General features: G+C 50.8%; 40 protein-coding genes, 1 tRNA gene and 3 pseudogenes. 40 read left to right on the plus strand and 4 right to left on the minus strand.

Annotation, left to right across the window (positions count from 1 at the left end; genetic code table 11):
• Positions 1–191 precede the first annotated feature (191 nt).
• From D1641_RS09385 to D1641_RS19855, 31 genes and pseudogenes are all read left to right on the plus strand, one after another.
• The gene (locus D1641_RS09385; RefSeq protein ID WP_160665002.1) at positions 192–356 is read left to right on the plus strand and encodes a hypothetical protein; all 165 of its coding nucleotides are present in this window, start codon (positions 192–194) and stop codon (positions 354–356) included.
• Positions 353–529: a hypothetical protein gene (locus D1641_RS09390; protein ID WP_160665004.1), complete on the plus strand. Its 177-nt coding sequence runs from the start codon at positions 353–355 to the stop codon at positions 527–529. Before D1641_RS09385 ends, D1641_RS09390 begins: the two co-directional genes overlap by 4 nt.
• Positions 520–1,461: an AAA family ATPase gene (locus D1641_RS09395; RefSeq protein WP_160665005.1), complete on the plus strand. Its 942-nt coding sequence runs from the start codon at positions 520–522 to the stop codon at positions 1,459–1,461. The genes D1641_RS09390 and D1641_RS09395 overlap by 10 nt, the downstream gene beginning before the upstream one ends.
• Positions 1,458–2,096: a hypothetical protein gene (locus D1641_RS09400; RefSeq protein ID WP_160665007.1), complete on the plus strand. Its 639-nt coding sequence runs from the start codon at positions 1,458–1,460 to the stop codon at positions 2,094–2,096. The genes D1641_RS09395 and D1641_RS09400 overlap by 4 nt, the downstream gene beginning before the upstream one ends.
• Entirely contained in the window at positions 2,093–2,785 is a 693-nt protein-coding gene (locus D1641_RS09405; RefSeq protein ID WP_160665009.1) for a putative HNHc nuclease, read from the plus strand. The genes D1641_RS09400 and D1641_RS09405 overlap by 4 nt, the downstream gene beginning before the upstream one ends.
• Entirely contained in the window at positions 2,778–3,035 is a 258-nt protein-coding gene (locus D1641_RS09410; RefSeq protein ID WP_160665011.1) for a hypothetical protein, read from the plus strand. Before D1641_RS09405 ends, D1641_RS09410 begins: the two co-directional genes overlap by 8 nt.
• Entirely contained in the window at positions 3,036–3,413 is a 378-nt protein-coding gene (locus tag D1641_RS09415) for a hypothetical protein (protein ID WP_160665013.1), read from the plus strand. It abuts the gene before it with no gap.
• Positions 3,413–3,721, plus strand: coding sequence for a DUF551 domain-containing protein (locus D1641_RS09420; protein ID WP_160665015.1), 309 nt, complete (start codon positions 3,413–3,415; stop codon positions 3,719–3,721). The genes D1641_RS09415 and D1641_RS09420 overlap by 1 nt, the downstream gene beginning before the upstream one ends.
• A gap of 2 nt (positions 3,722–3,723) precedes the next feature.
• Positions 3,724–3,879, plus strand: a complete 156-nt coding sequence (locus D1641_RS09425) for a hypothetical protein (protein WP_160665017.1) — start codon at positions 3,724–3,726, stop codon at positions 3,877–3,879.
• The gene (locus tag D1641_RS09430) at positions 3,872–4,330 is read left to right on the plus strand and encodes a YopX family protein (RefSeq protein ID WP_160665019.1); all 459 of its coding nucleotides are present in this window, start codon (positions 3,872–3,874) and stop codon (positions 4,328–4,330) included. Before D1641_RS09425 ends, D1641_RS09430 begins: the two co-directional genes overlap by 8 nt.
• Positions 4,324–4,788 (plus strand): single-stranded DNA-binding protein, encoded by a 465-nt coding sequence (ssb, locus tag D1641_RS09435; protein ID WP_160665021.1) that lies wholly within the window; start codon positions 4,324–4,326, stop codon positions 4,786–4,788. Before D1641_RS09430 ends, ssb begins: the two co-directional genes overlap by 7 nt.
• Before the next feature lie 8 nt (positions 4,789–4,796).
• Positions 4,797–5,582 (plus strand): hypothetical protein, encoded by a 786-nt coding sequence (locus D1641_RS09440; protein WP_160665023.1) that lies wholly within the window; start codon positions 4,797–4,799, stop codon positions 5,580–5,582.
• Positions 5,569–6,834, plus strand: a complete 1,266-nt coding sequence (locus D1641_RS09445) for a DnaB-like helicase C-terminal domain-containing protein (RefSeq protein ID WP_160665025.1) — start codon at positions 5,569–5,571, stop codon at positions 6,832–6,834. Before D1641_RS09440 ends, D1641_RS09445 begins: the two co-directional genes overlap by 14 nt.
• Positions 6,827–7,360 (plus strand): hypothetical protein, encoded by a 534-nt coding sequence (locus D1641_RS09450; RefSeq protein WP_160665027.1) that lies wholly within the window; start codon positions 6,827–6,829, stop codon positions 7,358–7,360. Before D1641_RS09445 ends, D1641_RS09450 begins: the two co-directional genes overlap by 8 nt.
• 199 nt (positions 7,361–7,559) lie before the next feature.
• Entirely contained in the window at positions 7,560–8,360 is an 801-nt protein-coding gene (locus D1641_RS09455; protein WP_160665029.1) for a site-specific DNA-methyltransferase, read from the plus strand.
• A 3-nt stretch (positions 8,361–8,363) separates the two neighbouring features.
• Positions 8,364–8,738: a hypothetical protein gene (locus tag D1641_RS09460; RefSeq protein ID WP_160665031.1), complete on the plus strand. Its 375-nt coding sequence runs from the start codon at positions 8,364–8,366 to the stop codon at positions 8,736–8,738.
• Positions 8,731–9,252, plus strand: coding sequence for a methyltransferase domain-containing protein (locus tag D1641_RS09465; protein WP_160665033.1), 522 nt, complete (start codon positions 8,731–8,733; stop codon positions 9,250–9,252). Before D1641_RS09460 ends, D1641_RS09465 begins: the two co-directional genes overlap by 8 nt.
• Positions 9,239–9,415, plus strand: coding sequence for a hypothetical protein (locus tag D1641_RS09470; protein ID WP_160665035.1), 177 nt, complete (start codon positions 9,239–9,241; stop codon positions 9,413–9,415). Before D1641_RS09465 ends, D1641_RS09470 begins: the two co-directional genes overlap by 14 nt.
• Positions 9,416–9,493: 78 nt before the next feature.
• Positions 9,494–9,679, plus strand: a complete 186-nt coding sequence (locus D1641_RS09475; protein WP_160665036.1) for a DUF551 domain-containing protein — start codon at positions 9,494–9,496, stop codon at positions 9,677–9,679.
• A gap of 81 nt (positions 9,680–9,760) precedes the next feature.
• The gene (locus tag D1641_RS09480) at positions 9,761–10,261 is read left to right on the plus strand and encodes a hypothetical protein (protein ID WP_160665038.1); all 501 of its coding nucleotides are present in this window, start codon (positions 9,761–9,763) and stop codon (positions 10,259–10,261) included.
• Entirely contained in the window at positions 10,231–10,464 is a 234-nt protein-coding gene (locus D1641_RS09485) for a helix-turn-helix transcriptional regulator (protein ID WP_160665040.1), read from the plus strand. Before D1641_RS09480 ends, D1641_RS09485 begins: the two co-directional genes overlap by 31 nt.
• Positions 10,465–10,620: 156 nt before the next feature.
• A pseudogene (locus D1641_RS09490) lies at positions 10,621–10,695 on the plus strand.
• A gap of 556 nt (positions 10,696–11,251) precedes the next feature.
• Positions 11,252–11,325 (plus strand) — tRNA-Met (locus tag D1641_RS09495).
• A 416-nt stretch (positions 11,326–11,741) separates the two neighbouring features.
• Positions 11,742–11,966, plus strand: a complete 225-nt coding sequence (locus D1641_RS09500; protein WP_160665042.1) for a DUF551 domain-containing protein — start codon at positions 11,742–11,744, stop codon at positions 11,964–11,966.
• Positions 11,963–12,178, plus strand: coding sequence for a hypothetical protein (locus D1641_RS09505; RefSeq protein ID WP_160665044.1), 216 nt, complete (start codon positions 11,963–11,965; stop codon positions 12,176–12,178). The genes D1641_RS09500 and D1641_RS09505 overlap by 4 nt, the downstream gene beginning before the upstream one ends.
• Entirely contained in the window at positions 12,175–12,690 is a 516-nt protein-coding gene (locus D1641_RS09510) for a hypothetical protein (protein ID WP_160665046.1), read from the plus strand. The genes D1641_RS09505 and D1641_RS09510 overlap by 4 nt, the downstream gene beginning before the upstream one ends.
• A 226-nt stretch (positions 12,691–12,916) precedes the next feature.
• Positions 12,917–13,312 (plus strand): helix-turn-helix domain-containing protein, encoded by a 396-nt coding sequence (locus tag D1641_RS09515; RefSeq protein WP_160665048.1) that lies wholly within the window; start codon positions 12,917–12,919, stop codon positions 13,310–13,312.
• A gap of 254 nt (positions 13,313–13,566) precedes the next feature.
• Positions 13,567–13,938, plus strand: a complete 372-nt coding sequence (locus D1641_RS09520) for a hypothetical protein (protein WP_160665050.1) — start codon at positions 13,567–13,569, stop codon at positions 13,936–13,938.
• On the plus strand, positions 13,899–14,603 hold the full coding sequence (locus tag D1641_RS09525; protein WP_160665052.1) for a hypothetical protein: 705 nt from the start codon (positions 13,899–13,901) through the stop codon (positions 14,601–14,603). Before D1641_RS09520 ends, D1641_RS09525 begins: the two co-directional genes overlap by 40 nt.
• Before the next feature lie 77 nt (positions 14,604–14,680).
• Positions 14,681–15,331 (plus strand): Rha family transcriptional regulator, encoded by a 651-nt coding sequence (locus tag D1641_RS09530; protein WP_160665054.1) that lies wholly within the window; start codon positions 14,681–14,683, stop codon positions 15,329–15,331.
• 597 nt (positions 15,332–15,928) lie between these two features.
• Positions 15,929–16,075: pseudogene (locus D1641_RS19855) on the plus strand (BRO family protein); the annotation flags it as partial.
• Between the two features lie 15 nt (positions 16,076–16,090).
• Here the strand turns inward: D1641_RS19855 and D1641_RS19430 are convergent.
• The 4 genes and pseudogenes from D1641_RS19430 to D1641_RS09550 all read right to left on the minus strand — a co-directional run.
• Positions 16,091–16,570: pseudogene (locus D1641_RS19430) on the minus strand (FtsK/SpoIIIE domain-containing protein); the annotation flags it as partial.
• The gene (locus D1641_RS09540; protein WP_160665056.1) at positions 16,567–16,731 is read right to left on the minus strand and encodes a hypothetical protein; all 165 of its coding nucleotides are present in this window, start codon (positions 16,729–16,731) and stop codon (positions 16,567–16,569) included. The pseudogene D1641_RS19430 and the gene D1641_RS09540, both read right to left, overlap by 4 nt.
• A complete protein-coding gene (locus tag D1641_RS09545; protein ID WP_160665058.1) occupies positions 16,728–16,955 on the minus strand; it encodes a hypothetical protein in 228 nt (75 codons plus the stop codon). The genes D1641_RS09540 and D1641_RS09545 overlap by 4 nt, the downstream gene beginning before the upstream one ends.
• Positions 16,956–17,318: 363 nt before the next feature.
• Positions 17,319–17,459, minus strand: coding sequence for a hypothetical protein (locus tag D1641_RS09550; RefSeq protein WP_160665060.1), 141 nt, complete (start codon positions 17,457–17,459; stop codon positions 17,319–17,321).
• A 1,765-nt stretch (positions 17,460–19,224) separates the two neighbouring features.
• Here D1641_RS09550 and D1641_RS09555 point away from each other — a divergent pair.
• From D1641_RS09555 to D1641_RS09595, 9 genes are all read left to right on the plus strand, one after another.
• Positions 19,225–19,662 (plus strand): hypothetical protein, encoded by a 438-nt coding sequence (locus D1641_RS09555; RefSeq protein WP_160665062.1) that lies wholly within the window; start codon positions 19,225–19,227, stop codon positions 19,660–19,662.
• A gap of 3 nt (positions 19,663–19,665) precedes the next feature.
• A complete protein-coding gene (terL, locus tag D1641_RS09560) occupies positions 19,666–21,309 on the plus strand; it encodes a phage terminase large subunit (protein ID WP_160665072.1) in 1,644 nt (547 codons plus the stop codon).
• A gap of 463 nt (positions 21,310–21,772) precedes the next feature.
• The gene (locus D1641_RS09565; RefSeq protein WP_160665074.1) at positions 21,773–23,221 is read left to right on the plus strand and encodes a phage portal protein; all 1,449 of its coding nucleotides are present in this window, start codon (positions 21,773–21,775) and stop codon (positions 23,219–23,221) included.
• Positions 23,208–23,444 carry a hypothetical protein gene (locus D1641_RS09570; protein WP_160665076.1) on the plus strand — a complete coding sequence of 79 codons (237 nt, stop codon included), beginning with the start codon at positions 23,208–23,210 and terminating at the stop codon, positions 23,442–23,444. The genes D1641_RS09565 and D1641_RS09570 overlap by 14 nt, the downstream gene beginning before the upstream one ends.
• Positions 23,445–23,619: 175 nt before the next feature.
• Positions 23,620–24,231, plus strand: a complete 612-nt coding sequence (locus D1641_RS09575; RefSeq protein WP_160665078.1) for a hypothetical protein — start codon at positions 23,620–23,622, stop codon at positions 24,229–24,231.
• A gap of 5 nt (positions 24,232–24,236) precedes the next feature.
• Entirely contained in the window at positions 24,237–24,431 is a 195-nt protein-coding gene (locus D1641_RS09580; RefSeq protein ID WP_160665080.1) for a hypothetical protein, read from the plus strand.
• 159 nt (positions 24,432–24,590) lie between these two features.
• A complete protein-coding gene (locus D1641_RS09585; RefSeq protein WP_160665082.1) occupies positions 24,591–25,187 on the plus strand; it encodes a hypothetical protein in 597 nt (198 codons plus the stop codon).
• 17 nt (positions 25,188–25,204) lie between these two features.
• Positions 25,205–25,552 (plus strand): hypothetical protein, encoded by a 348-nt coding sequence (locus tag D1641_RS09590; RefSeq protein WP_160665084.1) that lies wholly within the window; start codon positions 25,205–25,207, stop codon positions 25,550–25,552.
• Between the two features lie 12 nt (positions 25,553–25,564).
• Positions 25,565–26,638, plus strand: a complete 1,074-nt coding sequence (locus D1641_RS09595; RefSeq protein WP_160665086.1) for a major capsid protein — start codon at positions 25,565–25,567, stop codon at positions 26,636–26,638.
• The last annotated feature ends 10 nt before the right edge of the window (positions 26,639–26,648 follow it).

Below are 26,648 nucleotides of genomic sequence, written 5' to 3' on the forward strand. Positions count from 1 at the left end.
CCGCCGCCCAGGGTGACAGGGGCCACGCCGCCGCACAGGGTGACAGGGGCCACGCCGCCGCACAGGGTGACTGGGGCCACGCCGCCGCACAGGGTGACTGGGGCCACGCCGCCGCACAGGGTGACTGGGGCCACGCCGAAGTGCATGGAGAACATTCTATTGCGGCTTCATTTGGGATTGACGGAACCGCAATGGCTGAGAAGGTAGGATCATGGATTACGGTCTATGAGTGGGAAAAAATCGATGGAAAATGGGATATCAAGGATGGGAAATGTGCCCTGGTCGACGGCAAGAAGGTCAAGCCGAATGTTCGGTACAAGCTTAAAAACGGCGAATTTGTGGAGGTAGAGGAATGATGCACCCCACCAACCCGACCGGGTATTTCAACGCCCCGGAGCCGCCGCTGGATGAACCGGAGCCTGTATGGGATGAACTATGTCAGGTCTGCGGGTGCAGGCTCAATATTTTCGACCCTGCCCCGTTATGCGGGGTGTGCGCAAGAATTGAGGAGGAAGCAAAATGGCAGTAAGAAAACCGAACGAATTGGATTTCTCAAACAAGAAATTTATGATGATTATCAGCGGCGCTCCCGGTTTAGGGAAAACGACCCTTGCTCTTTCCGCGCCGAAGCCGTTCCTGTTTGATACAGACAATGGGATTGCACGGGTAAAGGCGGAGCACCGGGATTCTTTGGTCGGTGTGTCCACTACCACTACTTATGATGAGCTGCTCGAGGACATGCAGAGCCCCGATTACAAGGCCTCTCAGACCATCGTGATTGACACCGGCGGCACCCTCATCCAACTCATGAAGCCCTGGGCAAAGCGGCAGGACAAGCGGGCCGCTACAAATGGCATGGCTATGTTCGGCGTGATTAAGCAGGAATTTGACCGGCTGTGCGCTCAGATCAGGTCACAGGATTGTAAAAATCTGGTGGTCGTATTCCATACCACCGAGCAGCAGAAGGGCGATACCATACAGACCCGCCTCTCCTGCGAGGGCTCCGCAAAGGATATTGTTTGGACACCGGCGGACTTTGGAGGCCACATGTTTATTTCAGCAGGGAAACCTGTGATCGGGTTTACGCCAACTGATGAGTATTTCGCAAAGGGTTGTTTTGGTATCTCCGGCGAAATACAGGTCCCTGTCCTCCACCCTGGACAGCCGAACGTGTTTTTGACTGATCTGTTTCACTCTGCCCAGCAGCGGATCAGTGAGGAGGCCCAGGTATACCAGGCTGAACGGGACGCGTATCAAGCTGCTATGTCGGCCGGCAAGGAAATGATTGAGAGGGTGATTGACCCGGAAACTGCGCGAGACGCCGCAAAAGATATCACTGACCTGGAGCATGCCTTGACAAGTAAAACGGAGCTGCGGACGTTGTTTATGCGAAGGCTGAAGGATCAGGGTATCGTCATAAAGAACGGGGCCTATGAGAAGGAAGAGGTTGATCCCACATGACCTATTGGATGACGCAAAGCCTTCTGTCCGCCTGGATTTATTACCTCGGCGCGGAGGAGGAACATGCCGCAACGGCCTGGGATTCATTCCTGTCCACGTTACGGCGGGAGAAAAAGGACCCCACAAAAGCCATGCAGGATGGAACGTTGTTTGAGGATATGGTCAACCGTATTGTATCGGGAGCCGGCTTTGACGAGACTGTAAATGAAAAATGGATTCAAGCCGCTATTCGGGTCGCCAAAAGGTGTGATGGCGGTCTGTCCCAAGTCCCCATTACAGGCAGCTTGTCTGTGGATGGAATGGACTTCTGCCTTTACGGCGTATGCGATTATATCAAGGCCGGTGTCATCATGGATATTAAAAAGGTTGTCCGCTATGAGTACGGGAAATACCAAAACAGCCCCCAGCACCCCCTGTATCTTCATCTTCTTCCCGAGGCAAAGCGGTTTGATTATCTGATCTTCGATGGCTCAAATTGCTATGTTGAGACCTATCGCCGAGGTGATTTCCGGCCCATCGCGCAAACGATTGCTGAATTTATCCGGTTTTTGACCGATGCCGGAGGTCTGGATATCTACAAAGCATTTTGGAGTATGGATAATGAACGGGAAAGGAAGCGGAGGGCGGCCCAATGAAATCCCCCATTGATACCGTAAAGGGCCGGATTGTTGGCTACGATGAGCGCACCGGGGACGTGCTCATCCGGGCCCGGTACGAGGACTATTTCACCCTCTGCAAGCGGGAGTACAAGTCCTGCCTGGTGCAGCTGGTGGACAGCCGCCCCCTCTCTGGCAGGCAGCGCAAGACCTGCTACGCCCTGCTTCGGGAGATATCCAATTACACCGGCATGGGGGCCGATCCTACAAAAGAATGGATGAAGCTGAAATTCATTGCGGAGGACTTGAACGAGACTGCGGACAAGATATTCAGCCTGAGCAATGCCCCCATGTCCCTGGTGTGCGGCTTTCAGCGGTTCCTGGTGCGGTTCATTCTGGATTGGGATATCCCCTGTTCTTTCCCGCTTCTAAACTTCGTGGACGACGTACAGGATTACATCTACGCCTGTCTTATCGCTAAGAAGTGCTGCGTTACGGGACGACCTGCCCAGCTCCACCACGTGGACCGGGTGGGCATGGGCCGGGACCGTACCGACATCCTTCACGAGGGGCTGGAAGCCCTCCCCCTTTGCCCGGAGCTGCATGAGGAGGCCCACACCATGTCCGATCAGGAGTTTTTCGAAAAATACCACCTCCCCGGCGGGATTGTGCTGGACAGAACATTGTGCCGCATTTGGCACCTGAAAGCGAGGAATAAAGATGGCTGAATACATTGAAAAGAGTGAGATTTATCGTCGCTATTTTAATAATGGGTGTGGTGTTGTTAGGTTGCACGTTTCCGACATTGACGTTATTCCCGCCGCCGACGTTGCCCCGGTGGTGCATGGGCGGTGGATTGATAACGGTATTCCTGGCTCTATGCTGAGTGGCTGCTCAGAATGTGGGTTCACTTGTGGAGCATATAGTTTCAAATACTGCCCCAACTGCGGGGCCAAAATGGACAAGGAGGAAGTCTAAATGGGAATCATGGACGCATTTTCTAAGGAGGATCGCACCGAAATTACGGTCAGCCAGCTTTACGAACTGGTCAAAGAGGCCGGGCGCGCCGACTTGTTTCGCAACGGCGTGAAGAACAAAATACCTTATGCCCATATTCTTTGTGTAATAGATGGGGACGCAAGTGCCCTTGCGGTTGAGAAGCCCACGATTTGGCACGACGCCAAGACCGACCCGCCCAAATCTCCCGGTTTGTATTACGGGAAAAAGGATGATACAAATTCCATGTGGCTGTGCAATTACAGGGACGGCAAATGGACGCTTTCAGATAGTTTTACAGCGCAGGAAATGGATGTCATTCTGTGGACCGAATATACGGCGTTTTCGGAGGATGTCTGATGGACTGGATTAGTGTAAAGGAGCAAATGCCGGAGCCGGAGGTTGAAGTTCTTGTTCTTACTGTGAACAAAAGCGGTCACAAGATTATCACAACCGCTATATATGAGGACGGAAAGGTTTCTACTGATGACAGTATTTGGATTTGGTACGACTTAGATTTTGATTACGACGAAGAAAACGACCAATATTTAATTCCAGTTGGCTGGTGGGAATATCGTCATTTTAACCCAGACGAGGTATACAATTGCGATATTGATCTTCCGGTTACTCACTGGATGCCGCTCCCGATTCCACCAGAGGAGGTATAATAGTGGACTGGACAACCCTCGACATCAACACCCCCGCTGAGCGGGACGCGGTGTGCCTGGCACTTTTCCACGCCGGGTACACCGTCTGGCAACGGCGGCGGAAGGACGGGAACAAGACTGTGATTTACGTTAAGTACGGGAGGAATGGAAATGCGTGAAATTCTGTTTCGGGGGAAACAGGCGAACAACGGAAAATGGGCCTTTGGATACTTATTTGACGATGGGCTTATCGATAGAAAACGAGCCTTTGTTGGCGGGCTGGTCGTGACAGACGCCAAAGACACCACAAGCGACAGGTATGAGATTAGGATTGTTTTTTATGAGGTTGACCCCGCCACTATCGGCCAGTACACCGGTCTGACCGACAAGAACGGCGTGAAGATCTTTGAGGGGGATATCATCACTTGCAGACAATATTTAGGTGGGAATTTTGTTGATTACCATATCGAAAAAGGAGATGTCGAAATGAAATTCGGTGCTTTTGGGTTGCATAGAAAGCAAGGGTATTATAGACCGTTTAAGGATTGGCTTGAAGATTACGAATTTGAGGTCACAGGAAACATCCACGACAACCCAGAACTTCTCAGAAAGGAGGATACAAAATGCTGAACAAGATTTTCATTATGGGCCGTCTAACCCGGGACCCGGAGCTGCGCCACACCCAGACCGGCGCCTCTGTTGCCAGCTTCACGCTGGCGGTGGACCGGGACTTTAAGGATAAGCAGACCGGCGAGCGGGCCACGGATTTCATTGACTGCGTGATCTGGCGGCAGACCGCCGAGTTTGTCAGCCGCTACTTTTCCAAGGGTCGCATGGCCGTGGTGGAGGGCCGCTTGCAGATCAGGGACTGGACCGACAAGGATGGCAACAAGCGCCGTTCCGCCGAGGTGGTGGCCGACAGCGTCTACTTTGGCGACAGCAAGCGGGAGGGCGGCTCCGGCGGGCAGGAGAGCTATTCCGGCGGCTATGGCGGGTACTCCGCCCCCGCCGGAGGCTTCCCCGCTCAGCCTGACCCGGATGTACCCTTTGCGGACCTGACCACCGATGACGGAAATCTTCCATTCTAGGTGGAAATATGAAGATTACATGGTTTGCCATAGACTGCAACCTGTACACGCACCCCAAAATGCTGAAACTGTCCGCCACATTGAAAACGGATGTGGACACGCTGGTTGGCAAACTGGGACGCCTCTGGGCCTGGGCAAAGCTGTCTGGCAACGAGGACGGCAACATAGGGCAGCTTCCAGCCCAGGAGATCGCCGACATCATGCGGTGGAAAAAGAGCTCCAAAGCTCTGCTGGCCGCTCTGACTGACTGCGGCTTTTTGGATGCATCCGGCAGCGGAAATTTTCTGCACGGGTGGGCGGAATTGAACGGGGATTTTACCAAGAAAAAGCGCAAGGATAATGACCGAAAAAAGAAAGCCTTTTCCATGGAAAATCCTGATAAGCTCTCTGGAAATTCCACGGAAATTCCACGGAAAATTTACGGACATTCCGAGGAAATTCCAGGGACACAGTACAGTACAGTACAAGAGAAAGAAACATCCCCTGACGGGGATGTAAAGAAAGACCCCGCCGTCGCCGCCGTCATGTCGGCCTACATGGACCGGATCAACCCCAACGTCTCAGAGCAGCTTGTGGCGGAAATGCTGGGATTCATCCAGGTGATGGGGCAGGAGTGCTGTCTGCGAGCAATTCAGATCGCACAGGATGAACGAAAGACCCAATGGTCCTACGTCCGGGGGATTCTGCGCTCAAAACAGGCCCAGGGGGTGCGGTGTTTGGCGGATTGGGACGCTATAGAGGCCCAGAGAGAAAAGAAAAAACAGGGGGAGAGCGACGGGTATGAATACCTGTGACAACGGAGCGATCATGTTTCTTGAGAGGTTTATTGACCCCAATCAGGCGCCGTTCGGGCTTTGGTGGTGCCAGAACGTGATTGACATGGATCTGATATCTGTCAACGCTGTGTGCAAGCCGGAATCGTCGCCCTGGAGCGATATTAACGCCTGGATCGACTGGCTGGCTCAGTTTCCGTATATCCTGGTCGCGGTCCCGCCAGGCCCGGCTCAGGACGAAATTGCCGGGGAGCTTTCCGCCCGGTCGCCGGTCCCGGTGATGATCCCGTCCGACAACGCGTGGTACGGGGCCGGAAGTGTCCGTGAATTGTACGAGAATGTGGGGCCTGCCGCAGCGGACAAGCTGCTTCTGGACGCCGAGGAAATCCCTATAGCCGGGCTTTTGAACATTGCCGAGATTGATACGTCGAGGCGGAAGAACGCCGTCCGGGTTGTGTCCGGGCTGCCAAAGCTGGACAAGGCGGTAGGGGGATTCTCCGGTGGAGCGCTGTCTGTCTGGACAGGCAAACGCGGCGAAGGAAAGTCCACATTGCTGGGTCAAATCCTGCTGGAGGCGGTCAATCAGAATCATGTGGTTTGCGCCTACTCCGGGGAGCTGCCGAAAGAGGATTTTAAGCTGGCCCTGTTACAGCAGGCTGCGGGCTATCTCAACGTTGAGCAGGTTCAGGACCCGGCCTCGGACCGAACGATTTACAACGTGAGGCGAGAGGTTGTTCCGTGGATTAACGAGTGGTGGGATGGACGGCTCTATCTTACAGACATCGGGCGGAAGAACGCCCATGAGGAGGACACGATCCTGAAGCTGTTTGAATACGCCAACCGGCGCTATGGGGCGGATGTATTCCTGGTGGATAACATCATGACGGCCCAGCTGCGGGAGGAGGCGAGCCTGGGCTTCTGGAGGGCTCAGTCGGTCTTTACAGGCCGTCTGGTTGACTTCTGCAAGCGACTGAATGTACATGTCCACCTGGTAGCTCACCCAAGAAAAACAGAGGGGAAGCGTACTCTGGAGGCCGATGACGTGGGTGGAAGTGGGGATATCACAAACCGGGCCGATAACGTGTTCAAGGTCGAGCGGGTCACACCGGAGGAGAAGGGCTGCGACGCCCTGGTGACCATCATGAAGAACCGGGAGTACGGGGCAAGAGGGACGATCAAACTGGATTTCAACGAGCCGTCCCGGAGGTTTTTCCCTGAGGGCGGAAGCCCGGCGAAACTGTACAGTTGGGAGATGAAAATGCGCAATGGATAAAGATCGAATTATCGCTCTGGTAGAGGCTGAGATCATGCGGAAACTGAACCGGGCGAAGCTGTGTGGAATCGCAGAAGTGGCCGAACATTTGGAAGTGGCCGACGCTCTCGCCGCCGCTTTGGATGCCTACGGGCGGACACCGGACTGGACAGCGGCGAAAAGGCTGGTCCTGCCTATGACACTGCCCGGATTGAACGATTACATAACAGCGGAGCGCTCCCACCGGCAGAGTGGCGCGGCCATGAAGCGAAAGTGGCAGCGGGATGTGGCGCTGGTCATGCGGCGGCAGCTGCGCCAGCCACTGCGGGAACCGGTGATTATGCGGTACACCTGGGTGGAAAAGAACCAATGCAGAGATAAAGACAACATATCCAGCTTTGGCAGGAAGGTTATACAGGACGCTCTTGTGAAGGACCTGAAAGTCTTGAGGAATGACGGATGGTCTAATATTGACAGCTTCTCAGACCGCTTTATAGTGGACAAGCCCCGTCCCAGGGTGGAAATTGAGATTTTGGAGGCGAAATAAGTTGAAAAACTTTGTATGGGTGCTTTACTCAAAGAAACCTCCGTTTCTTCCAGTGGCTGTGGCGAACACGGCGAGAGAAATCGGCTTGATTGTCGGAACTACTGAGACAACCGTGACATCCACGTGGAGTAAATATCTGAATGGGGTGTATCCATCCAGTAGATTTCATAAGGTCAGAATTGAATAGAAAGGGAAAAGCATGAGCGTCAAATGCGAGCTTTACAATGATAATTTCCAAAACTGGAAATCTTACAACATTCAGAAAGCTCAGCTGGTGATCGCGGATATTCCATATAACGTCGGGACAGACGCTTTTGGCAGCTCTCCGCTATGGTGGAAGGACGGAGACCGGCGCAATGGTGAGAGCGAGAAGGCTGGAAAAGCGTTCTTCCACACGGATTTCAAATTCAACATTGCGGAATATTTCCACTTTTGCAACCGGCTGCTAATCAAGGAGCCAAAGGAGAAAGGAAAAGCTCCAGCCATGCTGGTGTTCTGCTCCTTTCAGCAGCTTCAGACAGTGGTGCAGTACGGTGAAAAATACGGATTTTCTCATCATATTCCACTGGTGTTCATCAAGAATTACTCCCCGCAGGTGCTCAAGGCAAATATGAAGATAGTCGGCGCTACGGAGTACGGGCTTCTGCTCTACCGGGACAAGCTCCCGAAATTCAACAACGATGGCAGAATGGTGTTTAACTGGTTCCCGTGGGAGAGAGACGGAGACCGTGTCCCGAAGATCCACGATACCCAAAAGCCGGTGAAACTCCTGAAACGGCTGATTGAAATTTTTACCGATCCCGGAGATGTGGTGATTGATCCCTGCGCCGGCAGCGGCTCAACCCTCCGGGCGGCATACGAACTGGGCCGTAACAGCTATGGATTTGAAATATCAAAAGAGTTTTGCGGCAGAGCCTGGAGCGAAATGCTTGTGGATATGGAGCGTCAGGACGCCCTGGAGGGTGGACAAGAAACTTTGTTTGATTTGATGGGAGTGTGACCTATGACCAGAGAAAAAGCGATCAAAGCCCTTGGTTTGATGGAGCAAATAGAAAGCATTGTTGTTACTTATGAGCCAGGGGAACAGATGGAGGATACTAGCGTGCACGAGCTGAAAGAAGCCTGCCATATGGCCATTGCCGCTCTTCGCGCCCAGCCCAAGAAGCTGGACAGGAGCCGGTGGGTGGGATGCAAAGAATGCGTCCCGCCGTGGTGCAAAACGTGCATTAGATATGACGTGCGAAATATGGATACTATTTGCACATTTAGTTGCATTAACCATTCCAAACATAAGCCCAACAATTTTTGCCAATCGTGTGGCCGCCCCCTCACCGAGGAGGCCTGGGAGGAGCTGGAGAGGAGGATAACCGATGGATAAAAAGATATTGGACGTTACCTGCGGTGCCCGTACTATCTGGTTTGATAAGCACCACCCTGCCGCTGTGTATTGTGACCGGCGGCAGGAGGAATACAACCACCTTTGGAAAAACGCAGGGAACTGTACCCTGAAAGTTGAACCTGATATTCTGTGCGATTTTACAGCCCTTCCATTTCCTGATAATTCTTTTTCTCTGGTTGTGTTCGATCCGCCCCATCTTACAGGAGCAAAGGAAACGGCGTGGTTGGTCAAGAAATATGGGAAATTGGACGATAACTGGCCACAGATGTTACATGATGGATTCTTGGAATGTATGCGAGTCCTGAAACCGGATGGCGTGCTGATTTTCAAGTGGTCGGAGTATGATATTTCTGCTGAAAAAGTCTGGAGAGCAATTGGGCAAAAACCGTTGTTTGGACATCACAGCGGGAAAAAATCAGGTACATTTTGGGGGTGCTTTATGAAACTTCCGGAACTGGAACGTAAGATTGGAGGAAACAATGGAACGCTATAGACCTGTAAAAATATACATGACGGCAACAATAGAGATTTTGGTGGATGATGAAAAAGAATCTCAGGAAGCGCAAGATCGGAAGATGATGGACCAAGCGATAGATTTTGTTCAATGCTTGGGTATGCCTGAGATTGATTTTGCAACGGCGGAATTCAATGACTGACCGATTCATCCCTAGTAATTGTGAAAGTTACTGTTATGCGGTGAAGATAACCAACAGAGAATTGGGAGGGCAAGAAAGATGGAATGGATTAGCGTGAAGGATAGGTTGCCGGAGACAGGCGTTCCAGTGCTGATTTGCAATCCGTATTGGGATTATGGCGTTGTTGCCAATTATGCAGGAAAGAATGTGTGGATGGATACATGGCACCAGCGGATGACATATACACCCACCTACTGGATGCCGCTTCCTGAGCCACCCAAATGAACCGCCACAAAATCACCCCCGCCCGCCGGGTGATGTTGGTGACAGAGACCTACCCGGAGCATCTGAGGATTGGAGGAAACGATGGAACGACTGACCAATAAAAAAGAAGCGGACACTCAACGCCAAGAATATGAAAACCGTTTAAAAAATGGATACCCACGCACCATTCCGGAAGAACGATTTTTGAAACTTGCCGCCTACGAGGACACCGGGCTGGAACCAGGGGAAGTAGTCGCAATGAAAATTGTCCTTTTAGGGAGAGAACTTGCAAAGATAACGGATGTGGATGGTGTATCTATCAATCGAATTTGCGAACTTGCCCAGGCCGAAAAGGACGGCCAACTGATGATCTTGCCGCCCAACGACCCCCTGACCCTGGAGGAACTGCGGGAGATGATAGGTAGGATGGTACAGTGTGGCAGTGTGGATGGGCAGTTTTTTGGAAGGATGCTCGTTGGGATGAATGGCTGTGTTATCTGTAATTCATTCGATTTTGCCGATTATGGCAAGACATGGCTGGCCTACCGCCGCAAACCGGAGGAGGTGGACACATGCCAGAAACCAAGTTCCCTGAGCGGCTGAGATCGCTTGTTCGAAAGGAACAAAGGCACCGAAAGCGGTATGCGATAGCTGAGCTCTGCGGCCTGGATCGAAGCACTATCAGGCGCTATGAACGGGGGGAGAGAGAGCCGGGGCTGACAGAGTTTATCAGTATAGCCGATCATTTTGATGTATCTCTTGATTATATGGCTGGTCTAACCAATAATCCGGAGAGAAATACATAAATCTTAATCGTAAAACGGATTTTAAACAAAAATGGTGCCAAATGGCACCAAATGGTGAGGCCACCAGGATGATAATAGCCTTGCGGGTTCGTTCATGCCCGCAGACCTCCATTCCTATGGCGGCGGGGCTTTGCCTCTTTCCCCCGCCGCACCTATGCCGCTGTAGCTCAATGGTAGAGCAGCACGGAAGCAAAACTGTGGGCGATGCCGGTTCGACCCCGGCCAGCGGCTGCGCTCCAAAGGCCACGGAGCTGACTGTGGAAAGACACTATACCGGAGGCTTAGACCGTCAGTTATGCACCGGAGAAGGGTAACGGCGGACCCCTTGCTGGAGGGGCAAGCGTGGGAGGCCAGCACTTCCCACGGTGTGCCGACACATAGAAAGCGGCTGCGCTCCAAAGGCCACGGAGCACCCGCAAGCCCTGCGGGACAGAATGGGGCAAACTCCGCTGAAAACTGCGCTGGAGACGCTAAAGTACACGGTGTCTCAATCGGAAGGCGTGTGAAAATCTAAGCGGGGAATATGGGACGCGCACGACGTTGTTAAGGGTGGCCACCTAGTAGGGAGGGCGCAACGCTGGAGAGGTCGAGAGGGAGAGTATCCAGCACCGGCCCTGCCGCCTCCGAAGCCCTGCGTACCTACGTGGGGTATCAGTAGGGGGGGCGGGGCACATACGCAGCCACCCGGCGCAGGAGCCAGGGGCTGTACGCTCCTTAAATGTGATAGTCTAAATCCTCATGACTGGTGCTTGTTGCCGCAAGCTGGTGAGAAAAAGCCAGTCACTACGGCCCATTAGCTCGAAGGTCGAGCGGCTGGCTCATAACCGGCTGGCCCAGGTTCGATTCCTGGATGGGCCACCAGACACGCCACCCACCGGGGCGATACCGGGCGGTGGCTCCAGAGGTACGACATCACCTTGCGGCCGCACACGATGCGTAAGTCCCTAGACGAGTCTTCCCTATGCGCTGTGCGAAAGCGGCAGGGTGAACGAAATTGAATTATTTATTTGGCTGACCCCGGCTTTGTAAAGTTTTACGGTTCCGACAGACGACACCTGCGGAGGGGTTGAGATGTACCGTGATTATCAAGGCTGTCCCTGCGAAGTAAGAGCGAGGCGCGGTGGAGTGGCAACGCAGACCAACGGCATAGTCACGTGTCTAGGTGTTGAGTAGCAGACGGCGGAGTGGGTTTTGTGATAATTCAGCCTTGATAATTGTGAAAGTTACTGTTATGCGGTGAAGATAACCGGACAGAGGATTTAGGAAGGAAAAGGACGATGAAGTGGATCAGCATGACGGAATGTCTCCCGAATTATGGAGATATTGTACTGATTTTTGAGGAAAGCCACTGGGGACGAGGGGTTGAAGTAGCAAAATTTATAAAAGATGAGGTGTCCGGAAATAACAAGACCCAATATTCGTGGGTTGCACCGCAAGGCCCTATGAGTTGGTTTGGACAATATGTATCTCACTGGATGCCTCTTCCAAGCCCGCCCAAATGAACCGCCAAAAAATCAAAACTTCCCACCGTGTGGGAGAAGTCTCCAGCAAATACGGCTATCAGCCCGAATTGTTTGAGCGTGACCTGGAGCAACACGCAGCTGAGAGCGAAGCGCTGTGGCAGGATTTCCGGGCCTGGATGATAGAGCGCAAGGTTGACCCGGAGAAACTGCGGTTTCTGTTCCTGCGGCTGTGGGAGGAGTTTTTGAAATGATTGCTTGGGTAATCGGAATGTCGGTAGCAATTATCATTTGCACGCTCATTTATCTGATTAACGAGAGACCATATGAGAGCAAGAAATTGGAACCGCCTAAACCGTTTATCGTTTCTGAATATTACGACCAAATGGAGAAAGCCGCCCTTGATATTCTGGAACAGCAGGAACCGGTCGACCAGATTATCATTCTCTGGTGGGGGCTGGACGGGCTGCGGCTGAATGAGGATGGCACCCTGGAGTGGGTAAGCAGGAGAAAAACGAAGCCTGTTCAGGAAAATGTGTTTTATCAGCCTTGTCAATCTGTGCCGGCATATAATCCTGATTTGCTTGCCCAGACGCAGAGCACAAGGGCATCAATAGACGCTTTGATGGCACAAAACGAAAGCTTGCGAATGCAAGCATTGCAGGCGCAACAGAGAATGCAGTTGGTGAACTCGCTGCAACAGTGCTGTGTACAGTATCCGGCGCAATATTCAAATTACTTCTATGGTTGGTGGACGTTGCATTGATGTTGCTGTAATTTATGGGATAAAGAGGAAACATCCAATGCTAAGAACAATCTGTAATTACTTTCGACAGTGCGCCTGCAAGCATGAATTTGAATTTCTAGCACTGGTAAGGACTACTGATCCATGGGTCGGGACGGAACACTGTCAGATATACCGCTGTAAAAAGTGTGGTTTTGTCCAGAGGGTAAAGCTGTAGGAATTTTGATTTTGAGGAGAGGTGGTGGGGATGGCCCGAGGAAAGTTTGAATATTGGCTGACGGAGGACGGGCTGACCCTGCTGGAAGGTTGGGCCAGGGACGGCTTGACCGATGAACAATTAGCCGAAAAAATGAGTATTGGTATTCGGACTTTGTATGATTGGAAAATCAGATATCCGCAGATTTCGCAGGTCCTAAAAAAGGGAAAAGAAATTGTAGACTTTGAAGTGGAAAATGCTCTGCTGAAATCTGCGATTGATGGCAACACCACCGCGCAGATATTTTGGCTGAAGAACCGACGTCCTGATAAGTGGAGAGATAAGCCTGTTGAGGATATTGGCCCGAAGGACGAAACCACCGAGGATGACCTGAGCCGGAGCCTGAGAGAATTGGGAGAGAGGTTGGAGAGCGATGAAGAAAATTGAAATCAGACTTAAAGATTGCTGCTTGACCTGTGACCACTTTGACCCATCTGGAAGCCAAGGAATTGGAACGGTATCATATTGCTGTGGAGAATATGAAAGATTTATTGCTTGTTCTCATGTGGAAGTGTGTGAAATATATAAGGGGGCAACTCAAGTTGTAAGGTGCAAGGATTGCGCATTAAGAGGGACAGAGAATTGCGCAATGCAATATAATTGTAAGGTCTGCGGTGGACAATGGTCTTGGGAAAACGAAGATGGATTTTGCAGTTGGGGGAAAAGACGTGATTAGCCACAAGCAAAAGAAAATCTTGGAAAAGTTCGACAATTTTCCGATTAGCGAAAAACAACTTGAGATTTTATCTTTCCCCTACAGTTCCTACGACGCCCTGATATGCGATGGTGCGGTGCGGTCCGGCAAGACCTCCCTCATGATGGTTGCGTTCATCGACTGGGCCATGCGGGAGTTTAACGGGCGTCGGTTTGGTATCTGCGGAAAGACCGTTGGAAGCGCCACGGAGAACATTATTATCCCGTACTTATCCATGACACGGACAAAGAGAAAATACATAGGAGAGGGGGTTGGGATGTGGCAATCCCTTGGGAAGAAATCAAGAAGGAATACATAACAACCACCATTGGACAGCGTCCTCTTGCAGAAAAGTATGGTATCTCTGTCCCGTCACTTAACAGCCATTCTAAGGCGGGGAATTGGGTGCAGCTCCGACAAGAGTACATGCAGAAGAAGTTGGAAGAGTCGCAGGATAAATCAGAAGTTGAAATAATGCCAGGAGATGGCTGGTTTTCTTTAGAACTTGACCCTGATTTGGATAAATTAAAACCTCAGCAAAGGTATCGGAGATATAAAAACTTGCTTAAAAATATCCCGCCATACGATCAGGACGACCCTTCCCAGGTAAAAAACAGAATAAACAGCTATTTTCATTTCTGCAACGAAAACGATATTGCAATTTCACCCGCTGACCTTGCAAAATGGTTGAAAATAAGTTCTGGAACTTTACGAAGATGGAGAAACGGAGAATATAGATCTTCAACACATCAGAAGTTGATAGAGGACGCTTGGGACAGCATTGAAGGGGATTTGGTAAATAGTTTGAGGACTGGGGCGATTAGCCCACCATCCGGGATCTTTCTGCTGAAGAACTGGTTCAACTACAAGGATGTGCAAGACCTTGTTGTAGCCCCGAAAAACCCGCTTGGTGAATTGCAGAATCTCGAAGAGCTGCGTAAGCGGATTGAGGGAACAGTTATCATAGAGGAAGAAAAGGAATAGGACTAGATTTTGCACCTTGACAACCTCATATCGAGATAGCGGAAAAATTTTTCAAATCAACGAAAGGATTGAAAGATATGTACGTAGAAATTATGAAATTTGGCCGTGAAGAGCGCGTCGGATGCACAAGCCTGGATGTGGCGGAGACATTTGGGAAAGAGCATAAGCACGTCCTGCGTGACATCCGTGAATTGGGTTGCAGCGAGGAGTTTAATCAGTCCAATTTTGGGCCGATCTCCTACACCGACAGTATGAACCGAAAACAAGACGCTATTGTGATGACCCGTGATGGATTCACTCTCTTGGTCATGGGCTACACCGGCGAGTTGGCTATGAAGTTCAAAGAGGCATATATCAAGCAGTTCAATGCTATGGAGGAAGCGCTCCGGGGTAAGCTTATCGAGCGGCAAAAGGGCATCGCCGTCCGGCAGGCCCTGACCAAAGCCCTCCAGCAGTCTACTGAGGACGCCAGGATGCACGGACATGCCTACTCTACCTATACTAATTGCATTTATAAGGTCCTATTCAACATGAACGCCAACCAACTGCGGGAAAAGTTCGGTATTGGGAAAAAGGAAAACCTGCGGGACTGTTTCACTACAGAGGAACTGCGGGCAGTCCAGTCCATGGAGTGTCTGGTCAGCGGGTTGGTAGACTGTGGATGGGAATATGACCAAGTGAAGGCGTTCATTCAGAAAAACAATTCCCTCAACCAGCTCGCCGCATAAAATTTTTTAAAAACCTCTTGACTTTTTGCGGACGCAGTATTATATTAAGTGCGGACGCAGAAAGTGAGGTGATGAAAGTGTCCCCCAGAACAGGAAGACCGCCCATAGAAAACCCGAGGAGTGCAAGTATTCACATAAGAGTAACCCAAGTAGAAAAGGATGAAATTATGGAATATTGCAAGGAATCAAAGAAAACTTGTTTGGATTTGATAAAAATTGGGATAAAGGCGGATAAAAAGTAAAGGGGTTCGGCCCTCCGTGACAAGAACGACCGAAACCCTAAATCACCACCACCGAAGTGAGGCTAAATCTATTATAGCCTCTCTTTCGGTGGAAATCAAGAGGAGGATTTTCACTATGAACAAACTTATGTCTATTGGAAATCTCGAAGACATCATGAACCGGTTGAACGGATGCCGCTCCCTGGTAAATATGCTTATGGAAGTTGCGGAAGTATCTTCTATTCCGGTGGACGCACTGAGCGGTATAAGCGACCTACTAGCGATGATTTGCCGGGACTTCCAGGCGGATATCGACTGCTCGGATGATGTTTCTGAGGCGAAGAAAACCGCATAGGTAATTTAAGGAGGCTATTACATAAATGAGATTATGATTTTTAACAACCCAGAGTTTGGGACTGTCCGAACACTGAAAGAGAACGGCGCAGTGCTGTTTTCGGCTACAGATGTAGCAAGGGCATTGGGATATAGTAATCCCTATGATGCAATCTCCCGTCATTGCAAGGGGGCACTGAGTAGCAAGGATGATATGGACACCAGCGGCCCGACCTACCTGGGCAAGGCGCTGAATCAGAGGCTGGACCTGCTTGCGGTTTGTAGTCATCAGGTCGGCAAACTCGTCAATGATGACGTAGACCTGTCCTCCGCCCCATTTCTTGGCCCTCTGGCGCTGCATAAGGCGGTATCTGTCCTCTGTCAGGCTCATGGCATGCTCCAATGCCTGAACCATTTCGGCGGGCTCTGAGGCGTATCTGAGTGTATGTGGGAGTTCCTTGTAGTCCACCAGCTTGACCCGCTTCGGGTCGATGAAGATAAAGCCGACGCTGTTCTTGCTCTCGGCGCTCAGCGGAAACTTACAGAGGGCGGTATAGATCAGCGCGTTGATAACCACGCTTTTACCGCTTCCGGTGGCTCCAGCTACCATTAAATGAGGCTGGGAAAGCATATCTTGATATAGGGTATAACGCTCTCCTGCGGGCGTTGTCCATGTGCGGCTCATTGTGCGGCCGCCTTTGCTTTGATAATAATGCTTGCGATATTTTTAACCGTGGATTTCTCCCAGCCTGCTACCCATTCTAAAGTCCTTTTTTCCCCTTGGGTCAAGTCGATACCAGCTATGGCATCGGTCAAAAATTCCAGATATTCGTTGTCGACTTTCATGCTGTGGCCTCCTCTCTATGCCGCTCAATAAATGTAAGCTTTGCGATCTTGCCCTTGTTCATCAGGGGATAGAGCTGTTTCATGGCTCTTTTGATGCCATCAGCAGGGCCGTCGAAGTCCTCGTAAAAATAATAGATTGTGTTGCCGTTTGGGCTGACACATTCCACGCCAATTCCGGAAATATCCTTGCGGTCAAGTTTGGCGTTAAGCTGTTCTCTTGTCATTATAACTTCTCCTTGATTTTTGGAGGCAGAACGGCTATAATATAGCTTGCCCCCTCTGTTTGTGTAGTGCTTCGGTGGTGGCCCCGCCTCATTACGTGTTTGCGGCACGGAGGCGGGTTATTATTGGTCCAGGGCCTCTATTGCCCTTTGGAGAAACTCAGGCTTGCTGATGCCCTCTTTTGTGGTGTAATCTTCTATTCGCTGAGATAGGTCTGGTTTCACTCTGGCGGAAAATTGCCGATATACTTTTTTGTTGTATCGGGCTTTTACCTCGCTGCTGGTGTGGGTCTTGCGCTTCGTTTCTGTTTCTATGGCTTTTCCCTCCTTTTAGGGAGCGGGGCCGGTTCCCCGGCCCCGTTTGTCTTACTGTTGCATACCTGCAATATAAGCGTCGATAATTGCTTCGGTTGCCTTGTAAGTCTCTTCGTCCTGCTTCTCCTTAAAAAGAAGCTTCAAATCGTACGCCATCGACTTTTTGGCATCCTGTCTCTCGGATTCAGTCATTACTTAGTCCTCCTTTCTTTAAGATGGTCTAATTGTAACATACTACTAGCAGTATGGCAATGGTTTTTTCAAGGTTCTTAAATTTCTTTCCGCTCTCACTTCTGCGGTGCTCTCTGTTGCCCTCTCTGGCGGGGCTGGCCTGCGTCAATCTGTTTTCCTCTGGAGCGTTCGCAGGTCTCCAGGTTGCGTCTTGTGCGGGCTTCCGGCTGCCCGTTGCGCTCTTACGTGCTGTTACTGCCGGTTTAAGCTGCACCTTGCGGTGATGGTATCCTTTACCCATGAGCGCCCGCTGGATTTCTCCGGCGGCTGGGCTTGCACCAGCGGCGGCGGATGCCGTCGGCCTTGCGGGCTAACTTATAGGCGCATATTCATACCTTGCGACTGTATGACTGTGGTAATATTAATATGTCACAGCTTTTATTTTGTGGATGTGGTGGAGATGGAGAGATTGTTAATCCATTAACAAAGTGGAGGTGCTCAAAAAGAACGTGATTTTGTAAATTATATAATATAATTTTAATATTGGATTACATGGTGTATAAAACTATATTTGAAGGGGGCGGTTTGCATAAAATCATGCGAACGAATGAATACTAAAATCTCTTGTGCATTATGCTATAAATACTTCCATGTATTGGTAAATCAGGCTTATTTCGGTCAACAAAATTATATTTTTGTTGATCTGATGCGGTTAAACTCATTGTGACACAGCTATTTTTTGTTGGGGACCCACTACCGGCACCCCTGGGGGATATCTGAGCTTTCTTTTGGTGTTGGTTAACCCCTCAACCACCGAAAAAATAAAAAAGCCCCTTGACTAACATCCAAACGAGTGATATAATATAATTGGTATAAAATAGGTGGTGAAGGAGAAGTGACCCTTTCAGAGGCGTTAAAAACGATGTCAAAGCGGTCGAAGTTGCCGTATAAATTATGGGCAGAAAAGGCTGGTTGTGTTACATACGGCGTTATATCTTCACCGATAAACCGCAATGACAGCAAAGTATCGACGCTGGTGAAGTTGGCGAACGCTGCCGGGTACGACGTATTGTTGGTGCGCAGACACCAACTGGAGCCAGAGGAGCCGATTGTGATAGACCAAGTTGGGAAGAAGGGAACGGCAGAAGATTGAGGCGAAAAAAGCTGCCGTTATAGAAAAGAGGGAAATTGACCCCGAAAAATCAGGTCTATCCATTCTGCCGCAACGGATTTACGGTTTTTTCATCTTGTCATTTTTTGACAAGGATTCGTGCGTTTTTTGACAAGACATACTGCGTTTTTTGACAAGAAGGAGTGAGGTGGTAGCTCAGTGAGGCCGGTTCGGACCGTGATAGAGTTGAGCGATCTAACAGGTGAGATAAAGAGCCAATCCACGGTCTATGTCTCTCCGGCAAAGAGTGAGCCACCCTACGTGAAGGTCTATCTGGACAGTTTGCCCAATCTTACGGAAATGCCTATGTACTGCTGGCCAATACTGTGGTGGATGATTCGGATGCTCCCCTACGCCAACGCAGAACAGGTATTTGAGTTTGGTGCTCCAATGCGTCGGAAGGCCGCTGGAGAACTTGGCGTCAGCGTGAGCCGGGTAGACCACGCCGTTTCTGACTTTCTGAAATGCGGAGTATTGCTTCGAATGGACCGAGGCCTATATCAGTTTAACCCGGTATTTTTTGCCCGTGGAGAGTGGAAGGATATCCAAAAGCTGCGTTCCTGTTGGGAATAGCATTTTTCAAAAATTTTTCAAAAAACAAAAAGGTGGTGGAATGTGAACTACTTAGGGATAGACCCCGGAAAGAGCGGGGCGCTGGCGACGATCCTTGAAAACGGTACGGTGGAGCTATTTGGTTTTTCAGAGGATACGTATAAGGAATCACTGTCTTATCTGCAAGGAACAGAATGCAGGTGCTGCTTGGAACGTGTTGGAGCGATGCCGGGCCAGGGCGTGACCTCTATGTTCAAGTTTGGAGAGAACTTCGGATTCATACAGGGGCTGCTTGCGGCTTACTCGATTCCGTATGAGCTGGTAACTCCTCAGAAATGGAAAAAGGAGTTTCAGGTAACTGGGGATAAGAACAGTTCCATTGCCGTGTGCAGACGTTTGTTCCCGGACGTGTTTCTGCGGAGGACGGACCGATGCAGGAAAGACGATGACGGATATGCGGAGGCGCTATTGATGGCAGAATACGCAAGGAGGAAACTGTGAAGTATGAACCTAAAGGAACTAGCTATAAAAGCCGCTGGGAAAGACCTGTCCGACCCTTCGGCGCTGGGGGACTACTTCGAGATCATCAGGCTGCTGGAGGCTGACGACTTCGACGCTGCACACCGGCGCAATAAGGAAGTACGGCGGCTGTCCGGAAAGTATGCCGTGGAGCAAGGCAGCGCCCGGATGCTGGAGCTGAACAAGCGGTCGCTGCTGTTTGATGCGCCCTATGACTTCGATTGCTTTTTGAGATACATAGAATGGGGCAGAGAACCAAGCAAACGGTTTTATATGCCACGTAGACGGGTTTTGCAACCTATTGTCACAGCGTTCCAGGAAGTTGCAGACGGGAAACTCGATCTACTTACAGTGAGCCAGCCGAAAAGAACAGGAAAGAGCACGATTGGCACGTGGTTCGGGTTATTTCTTGGTGGACGGGAGCCAAATGGTTCTTCCGTCCTTTGCGGTGCTGGCAATGACCTGGTGAAATCATTTTACAATGGGATGCTTGACGTTTTGCAAAAGCCGGAAGAATACTTGTTTTATGAAGTATTCCCGGAAGCCAAACTGATAGCAACCAATGCAGATGAAAAGACTATCCACCTTGGAAAGAAGAAGCGGTTTGCAACCTTCACTTGTCGAAGTATTGACGGGGCGTTGACTGGTTCAACAGAGGCAACACCCAAAGGATTTATGTACCTGGATGATCTTGTATCTGATGAAGTGGAGGCGAATAACAGGAGCCGCCTTGATACCCTGTGGGATAAAGTGCGCGGCGATCTTCTGGGCCGCCGGTTGGAAGGATGCCCGATTGTGGCGCAAGGCACCCGTTATAGCCTCTATGACCCACTGGGGCGCTTGCAAGAGATAGCTCCGACAATGAGATGGAGAACGAAGGTTTTGGAAATCCCGGCCCTTGACCCTGTGACAGACGAAAGCAATTTTTCTGTTGTGTTGGACGGAAAGCCAATGTTCACGACAGAGTATTACCGCCGGGAGCGTGAACTTGTTACCCCTGTTCAGTGGGCTAGCCAATTCCAACAGGAGCCGTTTGAGGCAAAGGGCCTACTGTTCCCAGAGAATGAGTTGAACCGATATTTTGAACTTCCGGTTGACCGTGACCCGGACGCAATTATTGCCGTGTGTGATACTGCGGAGGGCGGGGGAGACAGTGTGATGTTGCCGATAGCTTATATTTACGGCGAGGATGTGTTTATCGAAGATGTGGTATTTGACAACAGCACCCCGGAGCATACAAAACCTCAATGCGCAAAGAAGCTGGTAGACCACAAGGTATCCGTGGCGACCTTCGAGAGCAATAACGCCGGTTCTTACTATGCTCGTGACGTGAAGGAGCTGGTAAAGAAGCAGGGCGGGAAAATCAGTATGCGGTCGAAGCGGACTATCAGTAACAAGCAGACCCGGATTGAAATGGCCTCCGATGGTATCATCAAGCATTTTTACTTCAAGGATAAATCCCTTTATAAGCCGCAGAGCCAGTATGGATTGATGATGCGGGAGCTTGTGACCTACACCAGAACGGGGAAAGTACCTCACGACGATGCACCGGACGGTTTAAGCCTCCTAGAAAACGAAATCAGGTCGTTAGTTGGAAATAAGGTTGAGGTTTTTCAAAGACCGTTATAATAAGATACCTATGGCAAGAATTTCCCTCCAAAGAAATGCAAGGTTTGTGGAAAAGAGTTTATTCCGAAAATATCCAGGCAGTTATATTGCGGGGAGAAGTGTAGAGCAACCTCGAAAAGAGCTTGGTTTAAGAAGCGGAAATCAGAATAAAAACTCAAAAAAATGTATTGACTTTCGGTCAACAAAAGTATAAAATAAAAGTAAGAAATTGCATTGGGGAGCGTTGCCGTGTCGGTAAAACTTACGCCTCAGCATATCGAGGCGATTGAGAAAGCTCTGAACCACAAAGGAAAGACGGAAGCTGTTGTGCGCTGTGACAATGGTGAGCCAATCGTCCTTCTGGTGGAGAAAAAGAAAATATCGTAAGCGCCAACGCACTGGCGTTGGAAGTGAGGACCACAGGGTCAGTTGTCAAGGAATACTTGACGGCTGGCCCTTTTTATTTTTCCTTGGAGGTGATGACTTGACCGAACATGATACTGTGCTCTCCCTGTGGCCAGATGATGGTTTGCATGGTCGGCGTAAATGCTTCACCGACAAAAAGGAGATTACGCCGGATAACGTGGTGGATGTGGTCGCCGCCGCATACTCCACCCATCAGAAAAACAAACGGGAGATTCAATACCTTTACGACTATTTACGAGGGAAACAGGACATCCGTTGCAAGCAGAAGCAGATTCGTCCGGAGATCAACAACAAGGTCGTAGTCAACCGGGCCAATGAGATCGTAACTTTTAAGTCCGCCTATTTCCTGGATGAGCCGATTCAGTATATTTCCAACGGTGGGGACGACGAAACATCTAAGAAGGTCAAGCAGTTTAACGACTATATGGTTGCCGAGGACAAGGTCTCCCTGGACAAGGAGATCGTGGACTGGATGCACATCTGCGGCGTGGGGGTGCGGATGGTGACCTCGGACGAACAGCCGGAGGAAAACGGTTCCCCTCTGCTGATCTACAGCCTGGACCCCCGGGAGGCCTTTGTCATTTACCACAGCGGCTTGGGCCACAAGCCTATGGCGGGGGTCATCTGCCAGAAGGACGAGGACGGACAGTGGATGCACTGTGTTTACACCGAAGAATTCTACTGCGAAATCAAGGGGGACAAGGTTCAGAATAGTGAGCCCAGGACAGTCCCATATATCCCAATTATTGAGTATGAAAACAACACATCCAGGATGGGGTCGTTTGAGGTTGTAATTTCTCTTCTGAATGCCATAAACGAGCTGGAGAGCAGCCGGGTGGACGATGTCCAACAGTTCGTGGAGTCTATTCTGGTCTTTGAAAACTGCGAGATCGACCAGGAAAAAGCCGACGATTTGCGGGAGAAGTTAGGTCTAATGATTTCCAGTGACCCGAGCAAGCCTGCGAAGGTATACCGGGTGGACGGGCAGCTTGACCAGGGCGGGGTACAGACCATCGTGGATGATCTGTACGACGCTGTTCTAACCATCTGCGGTATGCCAAACCGCAATGGCGGAAGCTCCACCAGCGACACGGGCCGGGCCACCATCATGCGGGACGGATGGCAGGCGGCAGAGAGTAGAGCAGAGGACACGGAGAAGATGTTCAACCGCTCTGAGCGGCAGTTCCTAAAAATCGCCCTCTATATCTGCCGGACAACGACCAACCTAGATTTGGCGGTGTCCGATATCAAGATCGAGCACACGCGCAACAACCTGTCCAACATGCAGAGCCGGATGCAGATTCTCTGCGAGGGCCTGAACAACGATAAGATCCACCCGAAGATCCCGTGGGTCATCTCCGGGATGCCCAATGCTGAGGAGTGGTATCGTATCTCCATGGAGCATTATGAGCAGCAGCAAGCAGAAATGGAGGAACGGCTTGAACGGGAAAAGCCGATAGAGACTATTGTGAGTGAGGAAGGAGAAAACGAAAATGCTGAAATGTAAGATTTGTGGTCTTGAATTTCAAGCGAAATCCGAAAGCCACTATATTTCTAGAGATGGAGGAAGACTTGGGCTGTTCTGTTCACTTCAATCCAATCAAGAAGAGCGCATTTACGATACATTTGATTGCCCGGCGTGTGGGTGCCAGTGTGTAGCGCAGGAAAGAAAACGAAACTTTAGCCCCATTTCGATTATCGAAGATGAAGAGGCAACTGAGGAAGAATGAGCACTGAACATCGTGACCCCATAGGACCACTTTGGGCATATGGAGTTTGCCCTAACTGCGGTAGTCCGTCAATAAAATGGGACCCCGTTACAGATACCTCTAGTTGTATTTGTGGTTGGAGCAATGAGAAAGAAGCGGCGGATAATCTGAAAAAGAGAAAAAGGAACGGAGAACTATGACTGAAAATCCGTATCAGTTATCCGACAAGGCAAGCAAACTCCTAAACCGAAAAGCAATCCGACGGTTTGACAAGGCAAAGCGGGACTGCAATCTCCTCCATGTCGACGAGCTGAACGTCATTAAGGTGCTGACCGCACTCTACAAAGACCTTGCAGCGGACAACAAGAAAGCGTTCTTCGACCTTGCTGTGATGGCCTATCAGGACGCACAGCCCCATGGAAAGAAAGAGCCGGACATGAGCTGGATTCTGGCCCTGCTGGACAGCTACGACCCAGTATATCTAGTGGTCTACACCCACGAGGTGGAGCGTAAGCGTGACCGGCTGATTGAGGGCGTGATTGCAACGTCCAGCAAAACAGTGGAGTTTCGGCGGGGACTGTCGCTGTGGAGCCGCTTCACAGGGCATGAGCTGGACAGAGTTACCGATGAGGCCACGCTGAAGGCGTTCCGAGACGCTGGAGTGAAAAAAGTGCGCTGGCGGACGGAGGACGACGATAAGGTTTGTCCTGTATGCGGGCCAAGGGATAAAAAAGTATATCCCATCAATAAGGTTCCAGATAAACCACATATAAATTGTCGCTGTTGGTTAGAGGCTGTAAAGGAGTGATATTCTTGAACATCATCAAGCAAGGAAATCCGATGAAACCAAAGGACATTAAGCGGTTTTCATGTGAAAACTGCGGATGCGTATTTGAGGCTGATAACAAGGAGTACGCTTACGCTGACCAGATTGAGAATATGCACGATGGGATTGTTGCAAAATGCAAATGTCCAACGTGCGGGAAAACTTCGTATTTGTACCATTGAGACATTTGTGTATTTAAGTACGCTTATGGATTTTGCTGGCGATTTGTCAGTTAATCACGGTAGAGAAACCGTAAATCGCAAGCTCTGAGAGAACAGAGGGTAAACAAACGCAGAAAAATGGTGAGAGAACACCTAAAAAAACGCAAAGGAGAAGTTGTTATGGCGAACATCGACACCACAACCATTGAGGGGTTTGAGGCCCTTACGCCTGAACAGAAGGTCGAGGCCCTTTTGAAGTTGGACATCCCCGAGCGAGTAGACATGACCCAATATGTCTCCAAGGCCACGGCAGACAAATATTCCTCCGAGGTGGCCGCGCTGAAAAAGCAGCTGCAAGGGAAGATGACCGAGGACGAAGCCGCTGCCGCAGAGAAACAGGCCCAGTGGGACAGTTTGCAGGAGCAGATGAAAGCGCTCCAGGCGGACAACGAAAAGCTCAAGCGGGAGCGCACCGAGGCGGCCTACAAGGCAAGGTATCTGGCTATGCCAGGCTTTGACGAGAAGCTGGCCGAGGAGACCGCCAAGGCTATGGCCGCCGGGGACATGGACAAGGTATTCGCCAACCAGCAGAAGGCCAACGAGGACTATAAGAAGCAGGTCCAGGCAGAGCTGGTCAAACGAGACCCCAAGCCCGGCGGGGCCGGGGGCGGTGGAAAAGGTGAGCCGGACAACGTGAAGTGGGCCCGTGACCGGGCAAAGCAGAGAGCCGCCGCAATGTCGGCGGGAAGTGATGCGATGAAAAAATTTATCTTGTAAAGGAGCTGAAAGCACCAATGAAAATGAAAACCACCAGCGTAGGCGGGACGGTGGAAATCCTTGCGTCCAAGGACTTCCAGGCCATCCCCGCCAAAATCACCGGGGCTGAGGTGGTCAAGGCCGGGATGCCCGTTACCCTGGCAGGAGCCGCCGCCGCCGCAGGGACCGGAGCCGCTGGTATCCTGCTGTACGACGTGGACCCCACCGCCAATCCAAACTGCGCCCTTGTGGTGGAGGGGGTCGTGGACTGGGCAAAGTGCAAGGAACACAGCGGGGCAACCGCTACCGCTGCCGCCATGAAGGAGATTCTTCCGGCCATCACCTTCCGGGAGAACATCGGCGTAAACGCCGACGACACGGTTTAAGGAGGGATACATATGCCGTTGAACATTACTGAATTTTTCACTCCGGCTGTGATTGAAGCAACTTGGAACGATCTTTATTCCAATACTATGGATTACGCCGGACAAACCTTGTTCCCCGCCCGGCAAAAAGCTGGACTGGATTTGGCGTTCTTGAAGGGGTCTAGAGGGCTTCCTATTACCCTGATGCCCTCCGCATTTGACGCTAAGGCCACTTTCCGGGACCGCATCGGCTTTGAAAAGCTGGAGACTGAGATGCCCTTCTTCCGTGAGGGCTTCAAAATCAAGGAGCGAGACCGTCAGGAGCTGCTTCGGGTACAGGACGCCAATGACCCCTACGCTCAGGCCATCATTGACCGCATTTTTGATGATGCAGCCAATCTGATTGAGGGGGCGGAGGTAGCCGCTGAGCGGATGCGGATGCAGCTGCTATTCCCCGAGAACGGAAATGTTGGTATTTCCATAAAGGCAAACGGAGTGGACTATACCTACAACTACGACCCCAACGGGAAATGGAAGGCCAAAAATTACACCGCCCTCACTGGCGCTGACTTGTGGACCGCCACAGACACGGCGGACCCCTTCCGTGCTATTCAGGCGGCTAAGGATGGGGTACGGAACCGAACGGGGACCAATTTGACTATGGCATGGATGAATACAAACACCCTGAACATGATGATCAAAGCTAAAGCAATCCGGGACCGTTATCTGAGCACCAATACCGTTGCTCTGAGCTATCTGACGCCACAGGAGGCGGCAGCGGTAGTAAGCGGAACTGTGGGCGTGTCCATTGCCGTATACGACAAACAGTACCAGGACGAGAGCCGGGAAACCCACTCATTTGTTCCTGATGGCTATGTGGCACTGACACCCGGCCGGACGCTTGGATACACCTGGAGAGGCACTACCCCCGAGGAAGCGGACCTCCAGAGCAACGGACAGGCTGAGGTATCCATTGTCAACAACGGTGTGGCTATTACCAGGATCGTGGACACCCACCCCGTGAACGTGAATATTTTCGCCAGTGAGATTGTACTGCCCAGCTATGAACAAATGGACGAGGTGGCGGTGCTGAAGGTCATCGCATAAGGGGGTGGAT

This window comes from Colidextribacter sp. OB.20 (genome assembly GCF_009911595.1).
GTDB lineage: Bacteria > Bacillota > Clostridia > Oscillospirales > Oscillospiraceae > Lawsonibacter.